This window comes from Arthrobacter sp. UCD-GKA, assembly GCF_001863355.1.
Classification (GTDB): domain Bacteria; phylum Actinomycetota; class Actinomycetes; order Actinomycetales; family Micrococcaceae; genus Paeniglutamicibacter.
This window is the reverse complement of the sequence record NZ_MOLR01000008.1, coordinates 334,465-348,600: the sequence shown is the minus strand read 5'-3', so window position 1 is coordinate 348,600 and position 14,136 is coordinate 334,465. Positions and strand designations below refer to the sequence as shown.

Genomic DNA, 14,136 nt, shown 5'->3' with positions numbered 1-14,136 from the left:
CGCAACCTTGTGCGGTTGCGGCGCCCCACCGTCGACTAGCAGCGCTTGGTATTGATTAAGCGCGCGGCTTTTCGCGCATCTCGTAGGTCTCGATCGTGTCGCCGTCCTTGACGTCGTTGAACGAGCCCAGGCCGATACCACATTCGAAGCCCTCGCGGACCTCGGTGGCGTCGTCCTTGAACCGCTTGAGCGAGTCCACGGTCAGGCCCTCGCCGATGACCTTGCCATCGCGCAGGACGCGTGCCTTGGTGTTTCGGCGGATGGTGCCCGAGCGAACGATCGAGCCGGCAATGTTGCCGAACTTCGATGAACGGAAGACCTCGCGGACCTCCGCGGTGCCCAGCTGGGCTTCCTCGTACTCCGGCTTGAGCATGCCCTTGAGAGCCAGCTCGATGTCATCGATTGCACCGTAGATGACCGAGTAGAAGCGCATGTCGACGCCTTCCTTGTCGGCCATTTCGGCAACGCGCTCCGCGGGCTTGACGTTGAAGCCAATGATGATCGCGTTGTCAACGGTTGCAAGGTTGACGTCGTTCTGGGTGATTGCGCCAACGCCGCGGTGGATGACGCGCAGCTGCACGCCTTCGCCCACGTCGATCTTGAGCAGCGAATCTTCCAGGGCTTCCACGGCACCGGAAACGTCACCCTTGAGGATGAGGTTGAGGGTGTCGATCTTGCCGTCGGCAACGGCCTGGTCGAAGTCTTCCAGGGTGATGCGCTTGCGACGCTTGGCCAGGGCCGCATTGCGGTCCGCGGCTTCGCGCTTCTCGGCGATCTGGCGAGCGGTGCGCTCGTCGTCGGTCACCAGGAAGGTGTCGCCTGCACGCGGCACCGAGGACAGGCCAAGGACCTGGACCGGGCGCGAGGGCAGTGCAACGTCGAGGTTGTCGCCGTTCTCGTCGAACATGGCACGCACACGGCCGTGTGCGGTACCGGCAACGATGGTGTCGCCGACGGCCAGGGTACCGGACTGGACCAGCACGGTTGCCACGGCGCCGCGACCCTTGTCGAGGTTCGCTTCGATCGCGATGCCGCGGGCGTCCTTGTCCGGGTTGGCACGCATGTCCAACGCGGCGTCGGCCGTCAGCAGCACTGCATCGAGCAGCTCGTCGATGCCGAGCTTCTGCAGGGCGGAGACGTGGATGAACATGGTGTCGCCACCGTATTCCTCCGGAACCAGGCCGTATTCGGCCAGCTGGCCCTTGACCTTGTCAGGGTTCGCGGCTTCCTTGTCGACCTTGTTCACTGCCACGACGATCGGAACACCGGCGGCCTTGGCGTGGTTGAGTGCCTCAACGGTCTGCGGCATGACGCCGTCGTCCGCTGCAACAACCAACACGGCGATGTCGGTGACCTTGGCACCACGTGCACGCATGGCGGTGAACGCCTCGTGGCCCGGGGTGTCAATGAAGGTGATCGCACGATCGATCTCTTCGTGGATGTGGTGGATCTGGTACGCACCGATGTGCTGGGTGATGCCGCCGGCTTCGCCCTCGATGACGTTGGACTTGCGGATGGCATCCAGCAGGCGGGTCTTACCGTGGTCAACGTGACCCATGATGGTGACCACCGGCGGACGTGCCTCAAGCATGTCCTCGGTTTCGGCGTCAAGCTCGGCGTCGAAGTCGATCGAGAACGAGGCGAGCAGTTCGCGCTCTTCGTCCTCGGGGGACACGACGGTGACGACGTAGCCGAGCTCGGCACCCAAGACGTCGAAGGTTGCCTCGTCCAGGGACTGGGTGGCGGTGGCCATTTCTCCCAGGTGGAAGAGCACGGTGACAAGAGCTGCCGGGTTGGCGTTGATCTTGTCGGCGAAGTCGGTGATCGACGAGCCACGACGGAGGCGAACCTCGGTCGAGCCATTGCCGCGGGGCACACTGACGCCGCCCAGCGACGGAGCGCTCATCTGCTCAAGTTCCTGGCGCTTTGCGCGCTTGGACTTGCGCTGCTTGCCGCGGCCTGCGCCGCCCTTGCCGAAGGCACCCTGGGTTCCACCGCGACCGCGGTTGGGACCGCCGCCGCCCTTGTAACCGCCGCCGCCACCGGCTGCTCCCGGAGCTCCGCCGGCGCCTGGTGCGCCACCCGGACGTGCCGGGCCACCGCGGCCCGGACCACCCGGACGTGCACCGGCCGGAGCCGGACGTTCGGTGCGGTTGGGCATCATGCCGGGAGTAGCGCGAGCGCCTCCCGGGGTGCGCGGACCTGCGCCTGCGGGGCGCGGTCCACCGGCACCGGCCGGACGGGGGCCGCCTGCACCGGCTGCCGGGCGGGGACCGCCGGCGCCTGCTGCGGGACGGGGACCACCGGCACCGGCCGGGGGACGCGGGCCACCCGGGCGGGGACCGCCGGGACGGGATCCACCGGCACCGGGGCCGCCGGAGCGCATGCCCTGTTGGGATGCGAACGGGTTGTTGCCCGGACGCGGGCCGCCTGGCTTGGCACCCGGACGCGGGGCCGAAGCCGGGCGGTCCGAACGCTCGGTGCGCTCGGGGCGCGCGTTCTCACCGGTGGGGCGCATGCCCTGCTGGGAAGAGAACGGGTTGTTGCCCGGACGCGGTGCGCCGGGCTTGGCACCCGGACGCGGGGCGGCCGACTGTGCTGCTGCTTCGGCGGCCGGGGCCGGTGCTGCCGGGGCGGCTGGCGCCTCGGATGCGGCCGGGGCTGCTGCTGCCGGAGCCGGGGCCGGGACGGTGCCGGCCGGCTTCGGTGCGGCTGCGCCCGGGGTCACCGGGGCGGCCGGAGCCTTGGCTGCCGGGGCTGCCTTGGGTGCTGCCGGGGCAGCGTTCGGGAACGCGGTGCGCAGCTTGCGCACGACCGGTGCCTCGATGGTTGAGGATGCGGAACGGACGAACTCGCCCATTTCCTGCAGTTTGGCAACTGCATCCTTTGAAGTGATTCCGAGCTCTTTGGCGAGCTCGTGTACGCGGACCTTAGCCACATTTCTCCTGTCTGAAGGTCCGCACCACTTCTTCTTACAAAGTTTTTGGTACGAACCAACGTTTGCTGTCTAGCCCAGCATCCAAAACGGATGCCACAGGCGCTGCGACGCATAACCGATTCATCATCGTTAGGCGCTCATCGCTTGGAACTCATCGGGTTTCCATCAGATTTCTGACCCGCTTTCAGGTTGGACGTTTGTGAAGGCCGGTTTCCCAGGTTGGGTCCGTTCCTTGGCCCGCCGTTCCGCCACAAGCGAGGAGACATCCACGTTGGTCCGAAAGGACCGTGCGAATGCCCCGCGTTGTACGGCACGTTGGGCACATTCCGGGTTGGGGTGCAGCCAAGCACCCCGCCCGGCGAGACGACGGGTCGGATCGGGCACCGGGACGGACTTGCCGTCCTTCGCCCTCAAGACCCAGCGCGTCAGCTGGTTCTGGTCCACCACGGTGCGGCAACCGATGCACGTGCGCTGCGGCTGTTGCTGCAATGACACGTTGGTTCTTCTCCTGCATTCGATTTACCACTATGCATAGTGGACCACAGACAAGTCTAGCGCGTTTCGGGAATCCATGGAGCGTGCCGTGGGACACGTGGATCGAGTTTCCGTGCCGATGGGCCGCGGGCGGCGCCCGGCAGGCAAAAGACCGCCGGCCCCGGCCGGTTGGCTCCCCGTCGTGGGGGTGCCTACCGGCCTGTGGGCGCGACGGCCTGATGGCTTGAAGCGGCTACTCTGCTGCGACGGCGTCCGAGATGATGTCGATGCGCCAGCCGGTGAGCTTGGCCGCCAGGCGGGCGTTCTGCCCTTCCTTGCCGATGGCCAGGGAGAGCTGGTAATCGGGAACCACGACGCGGGCCGAGCGGGTCGACTCGTCGGTGATGGTCACCGAGACGACCTTGGACGGGGACAGCGCCGAGGCGATGAACTTCGCCGGATCGTCGTTGTAGTCGACGATGTCGATCTTCTCGTCGTTCAGCTCGGTCATCACGGCGCGCACGCGCGAACCCATTTCACCGATGCAGGCGCCCTTGGCGTTCAGGCCCGGGACGTTGCCCTGCACGGCGATCTTGGTGCGGTGGCCGGCTTCGCGGGCCAGCGCCATGATTTCCACGGCGCCGTCGGCGATCTCCGGGACCTCGAGCTCGAAGAGCCGGCGGACCAGGTTCGGGTGCGAACGCGACAGGGTGACGGCCGGGCCCTTGGGGCCGCGGTTGACGTCGACCACGTAGCAGCGGATGCGGTTGCCGTGGGTGTACTTCTCCCCCGGCACCTGCTCGGGCGGCGGCAGCAGTGCCTCGACGACGCCCAGGTTGACCTGGACCATGATCGGGTTGTTGCCCTGCTGGATCTGCCCGGAGACGATCTCGCCGATCTTGTTCTTGAACTCGCCCACGACGTTGTCGTCCTCGGCGTCGCGCAGGCGCTGCAGGATGATCTGGCGTGCGGTGGAAGCGGCAATGCGGCCGAAGCCGGTGGGGGTGTCGTCGAACTCGCCCACGACAGTGCCGTCTTCCTCGGTCTCGGTGGCGAAGATCGTCACGTGGCCGTTGCGGCGGTCGACCTCGGCACGTGCCTGCGGCATCGCACCCGGGGACTTCTGGTAGGCAATGAGCAGGGCCTGCTCAATGGTGGGGATCAGCACGTCGATCGGGATTTCGCGCTCTTTTTCAAGCATGCGCAGCGCGCTCATATCAATGTCCAACTCAGGCCTCCGCGTTTTCGTCGTCTTCTGGATCAAGCTCTAGTTCTTGCAGTGCCGCGGCCTCGGCCCGGGTGAACTCCACCTCGACGTTGCCGCGGCGGATCAGGGAGAAGCCGATGCTGCGGGCCTCGCCCTGCTTGGGCTTCATGCCCTTCTTGACCTCGATCTCCGGGACGATGGTGATGCCGTCCTCGTCCACGGCGGTCAGCCTGCCCAGCAGGTTGTCCTCGCCGATGACGTTGACCTTCACCATGCGCCCGACGTTGCGGCTCCAGTGGCGCGGCAAGGTCAGCGGACGCGAGGTTCCGGGGGAAGATACTTCAAGTTCGTACGGATCCGCGGTGTCGTGCGGGTCCTTGTCCAATGCCTCGGAGATCGAGCGGGAAACCTCGGCCACCGCGTCGAGTTCGATGCCGTCGGTGCCGTCGATCAAATCGACCACCACGTGCACGATGCGCTGGTCCCCGGCGCGGCGCACCTGGACTTCTTCGAGCACCAACTGGTGGGAGGCAACGGTGGGCTCCAGTAGTTCGGTGAGGCGGGCCGCCTCGAGCTGGATGTCTGCCGGCTTGCCGGTCATGAAAGTCCTCCCACATTATTCGATGTTGTGAACACTAGGGTAGCGACTTTTGGGGCCATCCGTCTGCCCGATTCCCGCTTGCCGCCCCTCGACCCGGGTCCATGGGATGATCGGTGGTGATGGATCAGCACCCAATGGACCCCAGGCACCCCGTTTCCCCCGCACCCCGCAGGCCCCGCACCAGGCTCCGCGTGCTGGCCGCGGCGGCGGTTGTTGCCGTGGCCGCGGGCACCTTCGGCACCGGGGTCTACCTGAACCGGGATTCCCCTACATGGCAACGGATTCTCGGCACCGAACCGGTCATCGAGGTGCCCCCGAAAGCCACCGACGAACTGCCCGTGCTGCTCGAATCCGTTGGCAACATGCTCGAGCACCCGGCCACCTCCACCGGCGCCAAAACCACCGCCGCGCTGCAGGCTGCCAGGTCCATGCTGGCGGAGCATGTCGAATTACTCACACCCGGTGCCTTGGCGGCCGCTGCCGCCTCGGCGAACGGACCAGCGGGCACCGGGGCCGAGGCCGCAACCGCCCCGCCCTCCGCGGTCCCCCCGTTGACGCCTGCCGAGTTTTCCGGGCGATTGGCCGGTGCCGGCAACGGCCTGCTGCACGAGGCGCTCACCGCCCCCGAGCAAGAGGCGCGCAGGCTCTCCGGTGCCGGATTCGAGCTGGTGCTGCAGGCCCGCACCGTGCTCTCCGCCGCCGGTGCCCCGCAGGCGGCCATCGATGCGCTGCCCACCCCAGCCACGGAACTGGCTGCACAGGCAGCTGAAACCACCTCGGCTGCCGCCTCCGCTTCTGCATCCCCCTCGACCGCGCCAGCCGCGGCGCCCACCGTGGACAAGGCCGCCGCGGCGAAGATGCCCGAGTTCACGTTCTCCGCCTGCCCGGCCACTGCACCGGACGCCAGCAAGGGCACCGGACAAACGGATTCGGGGCAGCTGCTGGGCGAGGTCATCGATGCGGCCTACCGGATGGGATACGCCTACGACGTGGCCGGCGCACGGACCAGCGCCGGGCTGCGCACAGCGGCCTGGAACAGGTCCAAGGTGCTGGTGGAATTCGCCGAGGCCCTCGAGAAGCAGCTTGATGCGGCCCACGACTGCGAACCGCTCCGGCAGCCCGCCTACCAACTGCCGGCCGATGCCATTTCCAACCCCATGGATGCGGCCCGCAGCGGCGAGGCGCAATTGGCGTTGCTGTTGCGCGACGCCGCCGCCAGCCAGGCCGGGGAACCCCGGACCTACCTCTTCAACGCTGCCTGGGCCCAGGGCCTGCAGGCCCGGCAGGTCACCGGCCAGGTCCCGGACTTCACCGCCGTGGCTGAAGCGCCCAAGCCTGCGGACGTAGGCGCCTCTGCCGGTTAGCCGCCGGGTCGGAAGCCGAAGCCAAGGCAGAGGCGGAAGCTGGAACCGTGAGTCAGCAAAAACGCCCTTCGGTCCGCCGAGAACTACCTCGGATTCACCGCGTTTTCACGCTCCGGACTGATCGAACAGCTCGAGTTTGAGGACTATTCGAAAAACGATGCCACGTGGGCAGTGGGTCGCGTGATAGTGGATTGGCATGATCAAGCTGCCAAGTCCGCGAAAAACTACTTGGAAATGACGACTTTCTCGCGCAAGGGCTTGATCGACCAGCTGGTTTTTGAGGGCTACACCCGGAAACAGGCAGAGTACGGAGTGGGCAAGACCGGTCTGTAGCGATCCTCGGCCGGTCGGTTGGCATATCAATCAATGACCTTGGTAACGAGGGCCCCGCTCTTCACAGGACGTTCACCCGTTCGTAGCACCGGTCATGCCGCCAACGGTGTGACCGGTGCTACGAGCAGCTTCAGGACCGGGACTCCACGCGATACGCGTGCTGGTCGGGCGAACTTTCCAGGTCCGGCTAGGCAGCCGGGAACAACTCGTCGTAACCGAGCGTGAGGATCAGCGCCCACACAGACGGACGCAGCATTGGCTAGCGGAGGTCTCGACCGGTCGCACGCTGCCGAATGCCAGCCACGATAAGCACTAAGGCCAGTGGAACCAAGGCCCACAGCCACGTCTCGGGCATGAACACATCTGGATCCTCAACCTCGGCCAGGGCATTCGCGGCCATGTTGACCAGCGCCCAGATCGGTGCCAAAAATGCCCACCCCAGGATCGCACCCATGACGGAAGCGCGGGTTGAACAACTCCAGTGCAGGCGCGCGAACAAGGGTGCGGACGCGAACGCAACCACGAAAAAGGGAATTGAAATGCAAACGACCCACATGGCGTGCAGCACGAATCCGGCCAACAGCATGCCTGCAGAAATCAGCAGGGTGAGCCATATTCCCAGTCCGAGGGTAACCATGTAGCTGTCGTCGCGAATGCGCGGGCTCCGGTCCCCCATCGGGTACACGGCGTTCTCGCTTGCCAAGGTCATCTGCTGCTCCTGGTCTTGAGTCATGGACCAATCTAGCCGTGCAAGCCCAGCCTACCGAGCGCGCCGGATATCCGGTACTTCCTCGGGGCCGGTCAGGCAGCGGGGAACAGCACGTCGTAGCCGAGCTTGAGGATCAGCGCTCCCACCACGGACAGGAACACTATCCGGATGAACTTGCTGCCCTTGGTCACGGCCATCCGTGCGCCCAGGTAGCCGCCGGCCATGTTGGCCACGCCCAGGACGAGCCCGAGCCCCCAGAGCAGGTGCCCGGTGGGCAGGAAGAACGCCAATGCGCCCAGGTTGGTGGCCATGTTCACGATCTTCGCCTTGGCGCTGGCGGCCAGGAAGTTGTAGCCCATGAACGCGACCATCGCGATGACCAGGAACGATCCGGTGCCCGGTCCGATCAGCCCGTCGTAGCCGCCGATGACCAGCCCGATCACCCCGGCCACCGCGTAGTGCCGGCCCCCGGTGTAGCGCAGGTCCGTCAGTTCCCCGGCGGTTGGCTTGAACACCGTGAACAGCCCCACCGCGACCAGCGCGGCAATGATCACCGGCTTGATCACTTCCGGGGGCAGCAGCGTGGCCAGGATCGCCCCGCCGAAGGACCCGGCAAGCGCCACCACGGCCATCGGGATCGCGGTGCGCAAATCCGGGGCGGCGCGGCGGTAGTAGGTGATGGCGCTGGTGGTGGTGCCGAAGATGGAACCCATCTTGTTGGTGGCCAGCGCCTGCACCGGGGAGATGCCCGGCACCAGCAGCAGGGCGGGAAGCTGCAGCAGTCCCCCGCCGCCGACCACCGCATCGATCCAGCCGGCGGCAAAGCCGGCGAGCACGATCAGCGCAATGGTTCCGGCCGTGAGTCCTTCAAGGCCGGAACCATCAAGCAGCGCCGCCGCGTCGAACATGTCTAACCCTTGACGAGCGCGATGAGCTCGGACACCACGGTGTCCACTGCCACGTCGGTGCGCTCTCCCGTGGCGCGGTCCTTGACCTCGACCACTCCGTCGGCCAGGCCGCGGCCGATGACCACGATGGTCGGCACGCCGATGAGCTCGGCATCGGAGAACTTCACGCCGGCCGAAACCTTCGGGCGGTCGTCGTAGATGACCTCGACGCCGGCGGCGTGCAGCTCGTCGGCGATCTTCTGCGCGGCCTCGAAAAGCTCGACCTGCTTGCCGGTGACCACCAGGTGCACGTCGGCCGGGGCGACGTTGCGCGGCCAGACCAGGCCGTTCTCGTCGTGGTTGGATTCGGCCAGGGCGGCGACCGCGCGGGTGACGCCCACGCCGTAGGAGCCCATGGTGACGATCTTGAGCTTGCCGTTCTGGTCAAGCACTTTCAAGTCCAGCGCCTCGGCGTACTTGCGCCCGAGCTGGAAGATGTGGCCCATCTCGATGCCGCGGGCGGTTTCCAGCGGGCCGGAGCCGTCCGGAGCCGGGTCCCCTGCGTGGACCTCGACGCACTCGATGGTGCCGTCCCAGGCAAAGTCGCGCCCGGCGACCAGGCCGAAGACGTGCTTGCCCGACTCGTTGGCGCCGGTGACCCAGCTGGTGCCGGAGACCACGCGCGGGTCGACCAGGAACAGGATCTTGGAGGATCCCTCCAGGCCCAGCACGGCGTTGTCCAGGCCCAGGGCCGGGCCGATGTAGCCCTTGACCAGAGTCGGGTGCTTCTTCAGGTCGTCCCCGGTCGCTGCCTCGAGCTCGACCTCGCCACCGGTTTCCAGGTGGGAGGAGATGTTCGCCTCGACGCGCTTGAGGTCCACGTTGCGGTCCCCGGGCAGGCCGATGGCCACCAGCTGGCGTTCGCCGGTGGGCAGCTTGGCAGCCAGCACCACGTTCTTCAGGGTGTCGGCAGCGGTCCAGGCGCCGTCGGCGCGCGGGGCGACCTCGTTGGCGCAGGCCACCAGGGTCTCGATGGTCGGGGTGTCCGGGGTGTCCTTGACGTCGAATGCCGGGGCATCGGTGAAGTCGATGTCCTCGGGCACGATCGTGGTCACCGCCTCGACGTTCGCCGCGTAGCCGCCGGCCGAGCGCACGAAGGTGTCCTCGCCGACCGGGGTCGGGTGCAGGAATTCCTCGGACTTGGACCCGCCCATGGCACCGGCGGTCGCGAAGACCGGCAGGATCTCCAGGCCCAGGCGCGCGAAGATCTTCAGGTAGGCGGCGCGGTGGGCCTGGTAGGCCTCTTCGAGGCCCTCGTCGTCGATGTTGAAGGAGTAGGAGTCCTTCATGATGAATTCGCGGCCGCGCAGCAGGCCCGCGCGGGGACGTGCCTCGTCGCGGTACTTGTTCTGGATCTGGTACAGGTAGGCCGGCAGGTCCTTGTAGGAGTTGTACAGGTCCTTGACCAGGAGGGTGAACATTTCCTCGTGGGTGGGGGCCAACAGGTAGTCGGCGCCCTTGCGGTCCTGCAGGCGGAACAGGCCCTCGCCGTACTCGGTCCAGCGTCCGGTGGTCTCGTAGGGTTCGCGCGGCAGCAGGGCCGGGAAGTGGACTTCCTGGGCGCCGATGGCGTTCATTTCCTCGCGGATGATGGCTTCCACCTTGCCCAGCACGCGCAGGCCCAGCGGCAGCCAGGTGTAGATCCCGGGTGCGGCACGGCGGATGTATCCGGCGCGGACCAGCAGCTTGTGGCTGGCGACCTCGGCATCGACCGGGTCTTCGCGCAGCGTGCGCAGGAACAGTGTGGAGAGCTTGAGGACCACGCTAACTTTCCATTTCCGCGGCCTGTTTCCAGACCACAACATAGTGGTGGGAGTGCAAATCTTTGGCGCCCTTGCAGGCCGTGGCGGTCGACTCCGGGTCGGCCGCGCTTCGGCAAGGCGGGCCATGGCTAACGCGCACGGCAAGCCGCGGTCGAAGCATGGCGCCACAAGGCACTTGTCCCATCTTACGTGGCCCACCGGGTGCGGCTTGGCATCGAAGTCCCCGCGGCCCGGTGCCTGCGTCCACTTCCCCGGTGGCACCCGCCCGCCGCTGGCGCGTTCTGCGGGCGGAGCCTATTTGCCTTCCATGTGCAGCAGCGCGAGGTCGATGTATTTCTCGGCCTCCTTGACCGCCTTGCCAAGGTCCGTGGGGTTGGAGATGTTGACCGAGACGTTGCTGTGCCCCTTGTACCCGGTGACGGTGAGGGTCTGCATGTTTTGGCCCATCAGTTCCACGTTGGCCACGGTGGCCAGGGTGGTGGTCGCCGAGGTGTCGGCCTTGGCTGGCTCCACGACCGCGGAGACTTCCTGGCCCTGCACGGAAAGGGTGAATTCGCTGCACTTGGTGCTGCCCTGCTCGGCCTGGGCCAGCGCCTGCTCGATGACATCGGCCGAATCGTAGGAACCGAGGTTCACGCTGGTGGACAGGTCGTCGGCGTCGGCGGGAAAAACGACGGCAGCCATGGTGACCCGGTCCATCATCCCGCTCGCGCCGGCCACGGCGAATGAACCGCATTCGGCCGGCTCGACCTTCATGCCCGCGAGGATTTCCTCGATCGTCGGCATGCTGGCCCGCAGTTCCGCGTCCTGAAGGATCTTGGTTCCGTCCTGGCCACCCGCCGTGCTGATGGCCTTGGCCACCTTGCCCAGTTCCTTGGCCGTGAGCTGCCGGCCGGCGGTGGCCTTCGATTCCCGGGAACCCTGGGTGGTTTCGGCGCTGGCGCTGCTGCTTGGTGCAGTGGGTGCGGCGAATGCCTGGTCCGTGGCTCCCGGTTCATTGGATGGTGCAGGTGAGCTCGGCAGCGCTTCGGCGCCGGCGGTTTGGCTCGGCTGCGCGGCCTCCTCGGGAGCCGCACCTCCTCCGCACCCGGTGACGGCAAGCGTTGCGGCGATGGGCAAGGCCCACCATGTTGTTTTTTTCATGTTCTCCCCCGAGACGTGTGTGAAACACGGTGCCGGCCACCTGGTGTGCAGCCATGGGCAACACAATACCCATTAAAACCAGTCAAAAGAGGAATTCTTCGGGAAAGGTTTCCCCGTAGGTTGGGCCCGGTGCCTAGGAGGTCTTTTCTTGCACGAGCTTGAGCACGGTGTCGGCGAGTTCCTGGGCCTGGGCGATGTCCTGCCGGCTGTCGGTTCCGCCCATGACGGCCACCGTGACGACGTTTTGCCCCTCCAGCGCATTGACCGACACCGTGGAGATCGTGATGTCCCCGGCGCTGGTGCTGGTCTGGATGGCGGAGGTCTTCGACGCGGCGGTCTTGGCTGCCAGCGGCTTCACGCCCATCGTGGTTTCCTGGCCCTGCAGCGAGAAGGAGAAGTTGGCGCAGTCCCTGAGGATCTCCTCGGCCTGGGCCATGTTGGCCGCCGCATCGGCCGGTTCGGCGTAGGAGGCCAGGCCCACCTGAACCCCCTGGAGCTGTGTGGCCCCGGGCAGCGACACCGAAACCACATTCATCTTTTCCAGTTCCTCGGCAATGTCCCCGGCGACGAATTCCGTGCAGGATTCCGGGGTGACCTTCATGGCCTTGCGTGCCTTTTCGGCCAGCGGAACCTGGGCCTTGAGCGATTCCTTGTCGACAATGACCGCCTTCTCGTTGTCCCCTGCGACCTCGTTGGCGATCTCGGAGAGCGCCTGGGCATCCAGCTGCCCGGCCGCCGCGGCGGTGGAGCCGGCGTCGGCGCAGCCGGTCAGCAGCAGGGCGGCGGCGAGCGGGAACAACATCAGGGCGCGTTTTTTCACGAAGAATCCTCATCGGGTGCGGGGCAGTGCGGGTGGCAACGGGATGCGGATGCTCCGTCGGCCGAATTCCAAGCCTAGGAGAAGGAGGTGACGGTTGGGGAACCCGCACCGGGGCCCGGGCGCGCCGCCAGGGGCGGTTGCTGCGTGGCAACCGCGGCTCAGTCCCCTACGAGGCCGCAGCCGCCGCGGGCCCGATGCCGCGCAGGATCCCCAGCATCGATTCGACGTCGGCCAGCGCCAGGGCGGTGGTTTCCTCCGCGGTCCCCTTCACGGTCCTGGTGGCGGTCAGCATCGTGTGCCCGTCGATGGCCCGCACCGAGACCCGCCGGGTCTTGGCCTTCCCGTTGACGCTTTCGAGCATGGTTGCCGAGGTGTACGGGGCCGAGCTGGTGGCTTCCAGGCGCGACAGCGTGGAGGTGATCTTCTGGCCGTCCGCCGAGACGGTGTACTTGCCGCAGGACTCGTCCAGGTGCTGCTGCGCGGCCACGTCGGCCACCAGGGCGTCGCGGTCCCGGTAGGAGGCCACCGTCAGGTCCCCGCCGGCCTCGGGCGGAAGCACAGCGGCCGCCATCGCGGCCTGGTCCAGCTGCTCCTTGAGGCTGCCGATGCCGTAAAGCCCGCACTTGGCCGGGACCACGGTGATGCCCTCGAGCCATTTCTCGGCCGCCGGCAAGTGGCCGCGCAGGGCGTCTTGGTCATTGACCTTCGTGCCTGCGGTGGCATCGGCCCACTGCTGCACGGCACCCTTGAGCGCTGCGGCATCCAGGTACGCAAGTTCCGTGGTGCCGCTTGGTGACCCGGTGGTAGAGCCCGGGGCGCTTCCGGGGCCGGGGACCGTCACCGGTGCCTGGAGCGTCGGGGTGGCCGGTGCCGGGGCGCTGGTGCAGCCGGCCATCGCCAGCAGCAGGCCGGCGGTGGCCAGGGCGGTGATGGCCCTGGGGCGGGATTCGTTGGTCCGTGGTGGTGGGGACGTCACGTCTGGCTTTCCGGTCGGCTGACCGCGGTGCGGTGCGCTGTGTCGGTGGTCGGTCGATACCGGGGGTGCCGGCGGGTCAGAAGAGGATGGTGGCGAATTCGCCGACCTCTTCGAAGCCGACCTTGCGGTACGTCGCAATGGCCGGTGCGTTGTAGTCGTTGACATAGAGGCTGGTGGTCGGCGCCAGGCGCAGTGCGTAGTCGGCAACGGCCGCCATGTAGCCGGCCGCCATGGACTTGCCTCGGTGCTCCGGGCTCATCCAGACGCCCTGGATCTGCGTGGCCCGCGTGGTGACGGTGCCCAGCTCGGCCTTGAAGCGGATCGCCCCGCCCTCGTCGAGGTCGATGAGCGAATGCCCGGAATGGATCAGTGAGCGGACCCGGGAGCGGTAGAACGACCCGCCGTTGGCCAGCGGGGAGTACCCGAGTTCCTCCTCGAACATCTTGGCGCAGGCGGGCAGGACCAGCTCGTACTCCCCCGCATGGCTGGCGCGCAGCGTCCGGTTCGGTTCGATCGCCGGGGCGCCCGTCAGGGTCATCAGCGGCTGGCTGGGCCGGACGCTGAAGGCCTGCTGAGGGCCCTCGGCGAGCACCTTCCACATCCCCATGACCGCTTCGGCCGGGCCGAAGCATGAGGCGAAGGTGCGGTTCAGCGACCTGACGGCCAGCCCGAATTCCTCGGCGTCGTCGGCGGTGATGTTGATCGGGACGATGTTGGCCCCGATCCAGCAGGCCGAGACCAGCAGGGCCCCCTCGAAGCGGCCGATGACCAGCGAGCCGCCCAGGCCGGGGCGGGCCGAGCCGGTGACGGCCAGTTGAGCATCCATGAAGATGTTGGCGACCGGGTCGGCCGAAACGAGGG

General features: G+C 67.1%; 13 protein-coding genes and 1 pseudogene. 3 read left to right on the top strand and 11 right to left on the bottom strand.

Annotated elements, in window-relative coordinates; all coding sequences use genetic code 11:
• Window positions 1–55: 55 nt before the first annotated feature.
• From infB to rimP, 4 genes are all read right to left on the bottom strand, one after another.
• On the bottom strand, window positions 56–2,938 hold the full coding sequence (infB, locus tag BLJ79_RS15655) for a translation initiation factor IF-2 (RefSeq protein ID WP_071215662.1): 2,883 nt from the start codon (window positions 2,936–2,938) through the stop codon (window positions 56–58).
• A gap of 165 nt (window positions 2,939–3,103) precedes the next feature.
• The gene (locus tag BLJ79_RS22510) at window positions 3,104–3,433 is read right to left on the bottom strand and encodes a YlxR family protein (RefSeq protein WP_286135455.1); all 330 of its coding nucleotides are present in this window, start codon (window positions 3,431–3,433) and stop codon (window positions 3,104–3,106) included.
• A 232-nt stretch (window positions 3,434–3,665) separates the two neighbouring features.
• A complete protein-coding gene (gene nusA, locus BLJ79_RS15650; RefSeq protein WP_071215661.1) occupies window positions 3,666–4,640 on the bottom strand; it encodes a transcription termination factor NusA in 975 nt (324 codons plus the stop codon).
• Window position 4,641: 1 nt separating this feature from the next.
• The gene (gene rimP, locus BLJ79_RS15645; RefSeq protein WP_071215660.1) at window positions 4,642–5,220 is read right to left on the bottom strand and encodes a ribosome maturation factor RimP; all 579 of its coding nucleotides are present in this window, start codon (window positions 5,218–5,220) and stop codon (window positions 4,642–4,644) included.
• A gap of 119 nt (window positions 5,221–5,339) precedes the next feature.
• On the opposite strand from rimP, the gene BLJ79_RS15640 reads away from it, so the two are divergent.
• The 3 genes and pseudogenes from BLJ79_RS15640 to BLJ79_RS24090 all read left to right on the top strand — a co-directional run bounded on the left by BLJ79_RS15640 (window position 5,340) and on the right by BLJ79_RS24090 (window position 6,917).
• Window positions 5,340–6,584 carry a hypothetical protein gene (locus BLJ79_RS15640; RefSeq protein ID WP_175475499.1) on the top strand — a complete coding sequence of 415 codons (1,245 nt, stop codon included), beginning with the start codon at window positions 5,340–5,342 and terminating at the stop codon, window positions 6,582–6,584.
• Between the two features lie 69 nt (window positions 6,585–6,653).
• Window positions 6,654–6,746 (top strand): annotated as a pseudogene (locus BLJ79_RS24095) (Ltp family lipoprotein); the annotation flags it as partial.
• 9 nt (window positions 6,747–6,755) lie between these two features.
• Window positions 6,756–6,917, top strand: coding sequence for an Ltp family lipoprotein (locus tag BLJ79_RS24090; RefSeq protein ID WP_502686105.1), 162 nt, complete (start codon window positions 6,756–6,758; stop codon window positions 6,915–6,917).
• Between the two features lie 259 nt (window positions 6,918–7,176).
• Here BLJ79_RS24090 and BLJ79_RS15630 read toward each other — a convergent pair whose 3' ends face one another.
• From BLJ79_RS15630 to BLJ79_RS15600, 7 genes are all read right to left on the bottom strand, one after another.
• Complete coding sequence (locus tag BLJ79_RS15630) at window positions 7,177–7,650, bottom strand: hypothetical protein (protein WP_139194904.1); 474 nt, start codon at window positions 7,648–7,650, stop codon at window positions 7,177–7,179.
• Between the two features lie 68 nt (window positions 7,651–7,718).
• A complete protein-coding gene (locus tag BLJ79_RS15625; RefSeq protein ID WP_071215656.1) occupies window positions 7,719–8,534 on the bottom strand; it encodes a sulfite exporter TauE/SafE family protein in 816 nt (271 codons plus the stop codon).
• A gap of 2 nt (window positions 8,535–8,536) precedes the next feature.
• Entirely contained in the window at window positions 8,537–10,336 is a 1,800-nt protein-coding gene (locus tag BLJ79_RS15620) for a proline--tRNA ligase (RefSeq protein ID WP_071215655.1), read from the bottom strand.
• Between the two features lie 294 nt (window positions 10,337–10,630).
• Window positions 10,631–11,479 (bottom strand): hypothetical protein, encoded by an 849-nt coding sequence (locus BLJ79_RS15615; protein WP_139194903.1) that lies wholly within the window; start codon window positions 11,477–11,479, stop codon window positions 10,631–10,633.
• Between the two features lie 133 nt (window positions 11,480–11,612).
• On the bottom strand, window positions 11,613–12,299 hold the full coding sequence (locus tag BLJ79_RS15610; RefSeq protein WP_139194902.1) for a sensor domain-containing protein: 687 nt from the start codon (window positions 12,297–12,299) through the stop codon (window positions 11,613–11,615).
• Between the two features lie 166 nt (window positions 12,300–12,465).
• Window positions 12,466–13,275 carry a hypothetical protein gene (locus BLJ79_RS15605; protein ID WP_071215652.1) on the bottom strand — a complete coding sequence of 270 codons (810 nt, stop codon included), beginning with the start codon at window positions 13,273–13,275 and terminating at the stop codon, window positions 12,466–12,468.
• 76 nt (window positions 13,276–13,351) lie between these two features.
• The gene (locus tag BLJ79_RS15600) at window positions 13,352–14,101 is read right to left on the bottom strand and encodes a GNAT family N-acetyltransferase (protein WP_353615484.1); all 750 of its coding nucleotides are present in this window, start codon (window positions 14,099–14,101) and stop codon (window positions 13,352–13,354) included.
• Window positions 14,102–14,136 lie beyond the last annotated feature (35 nt).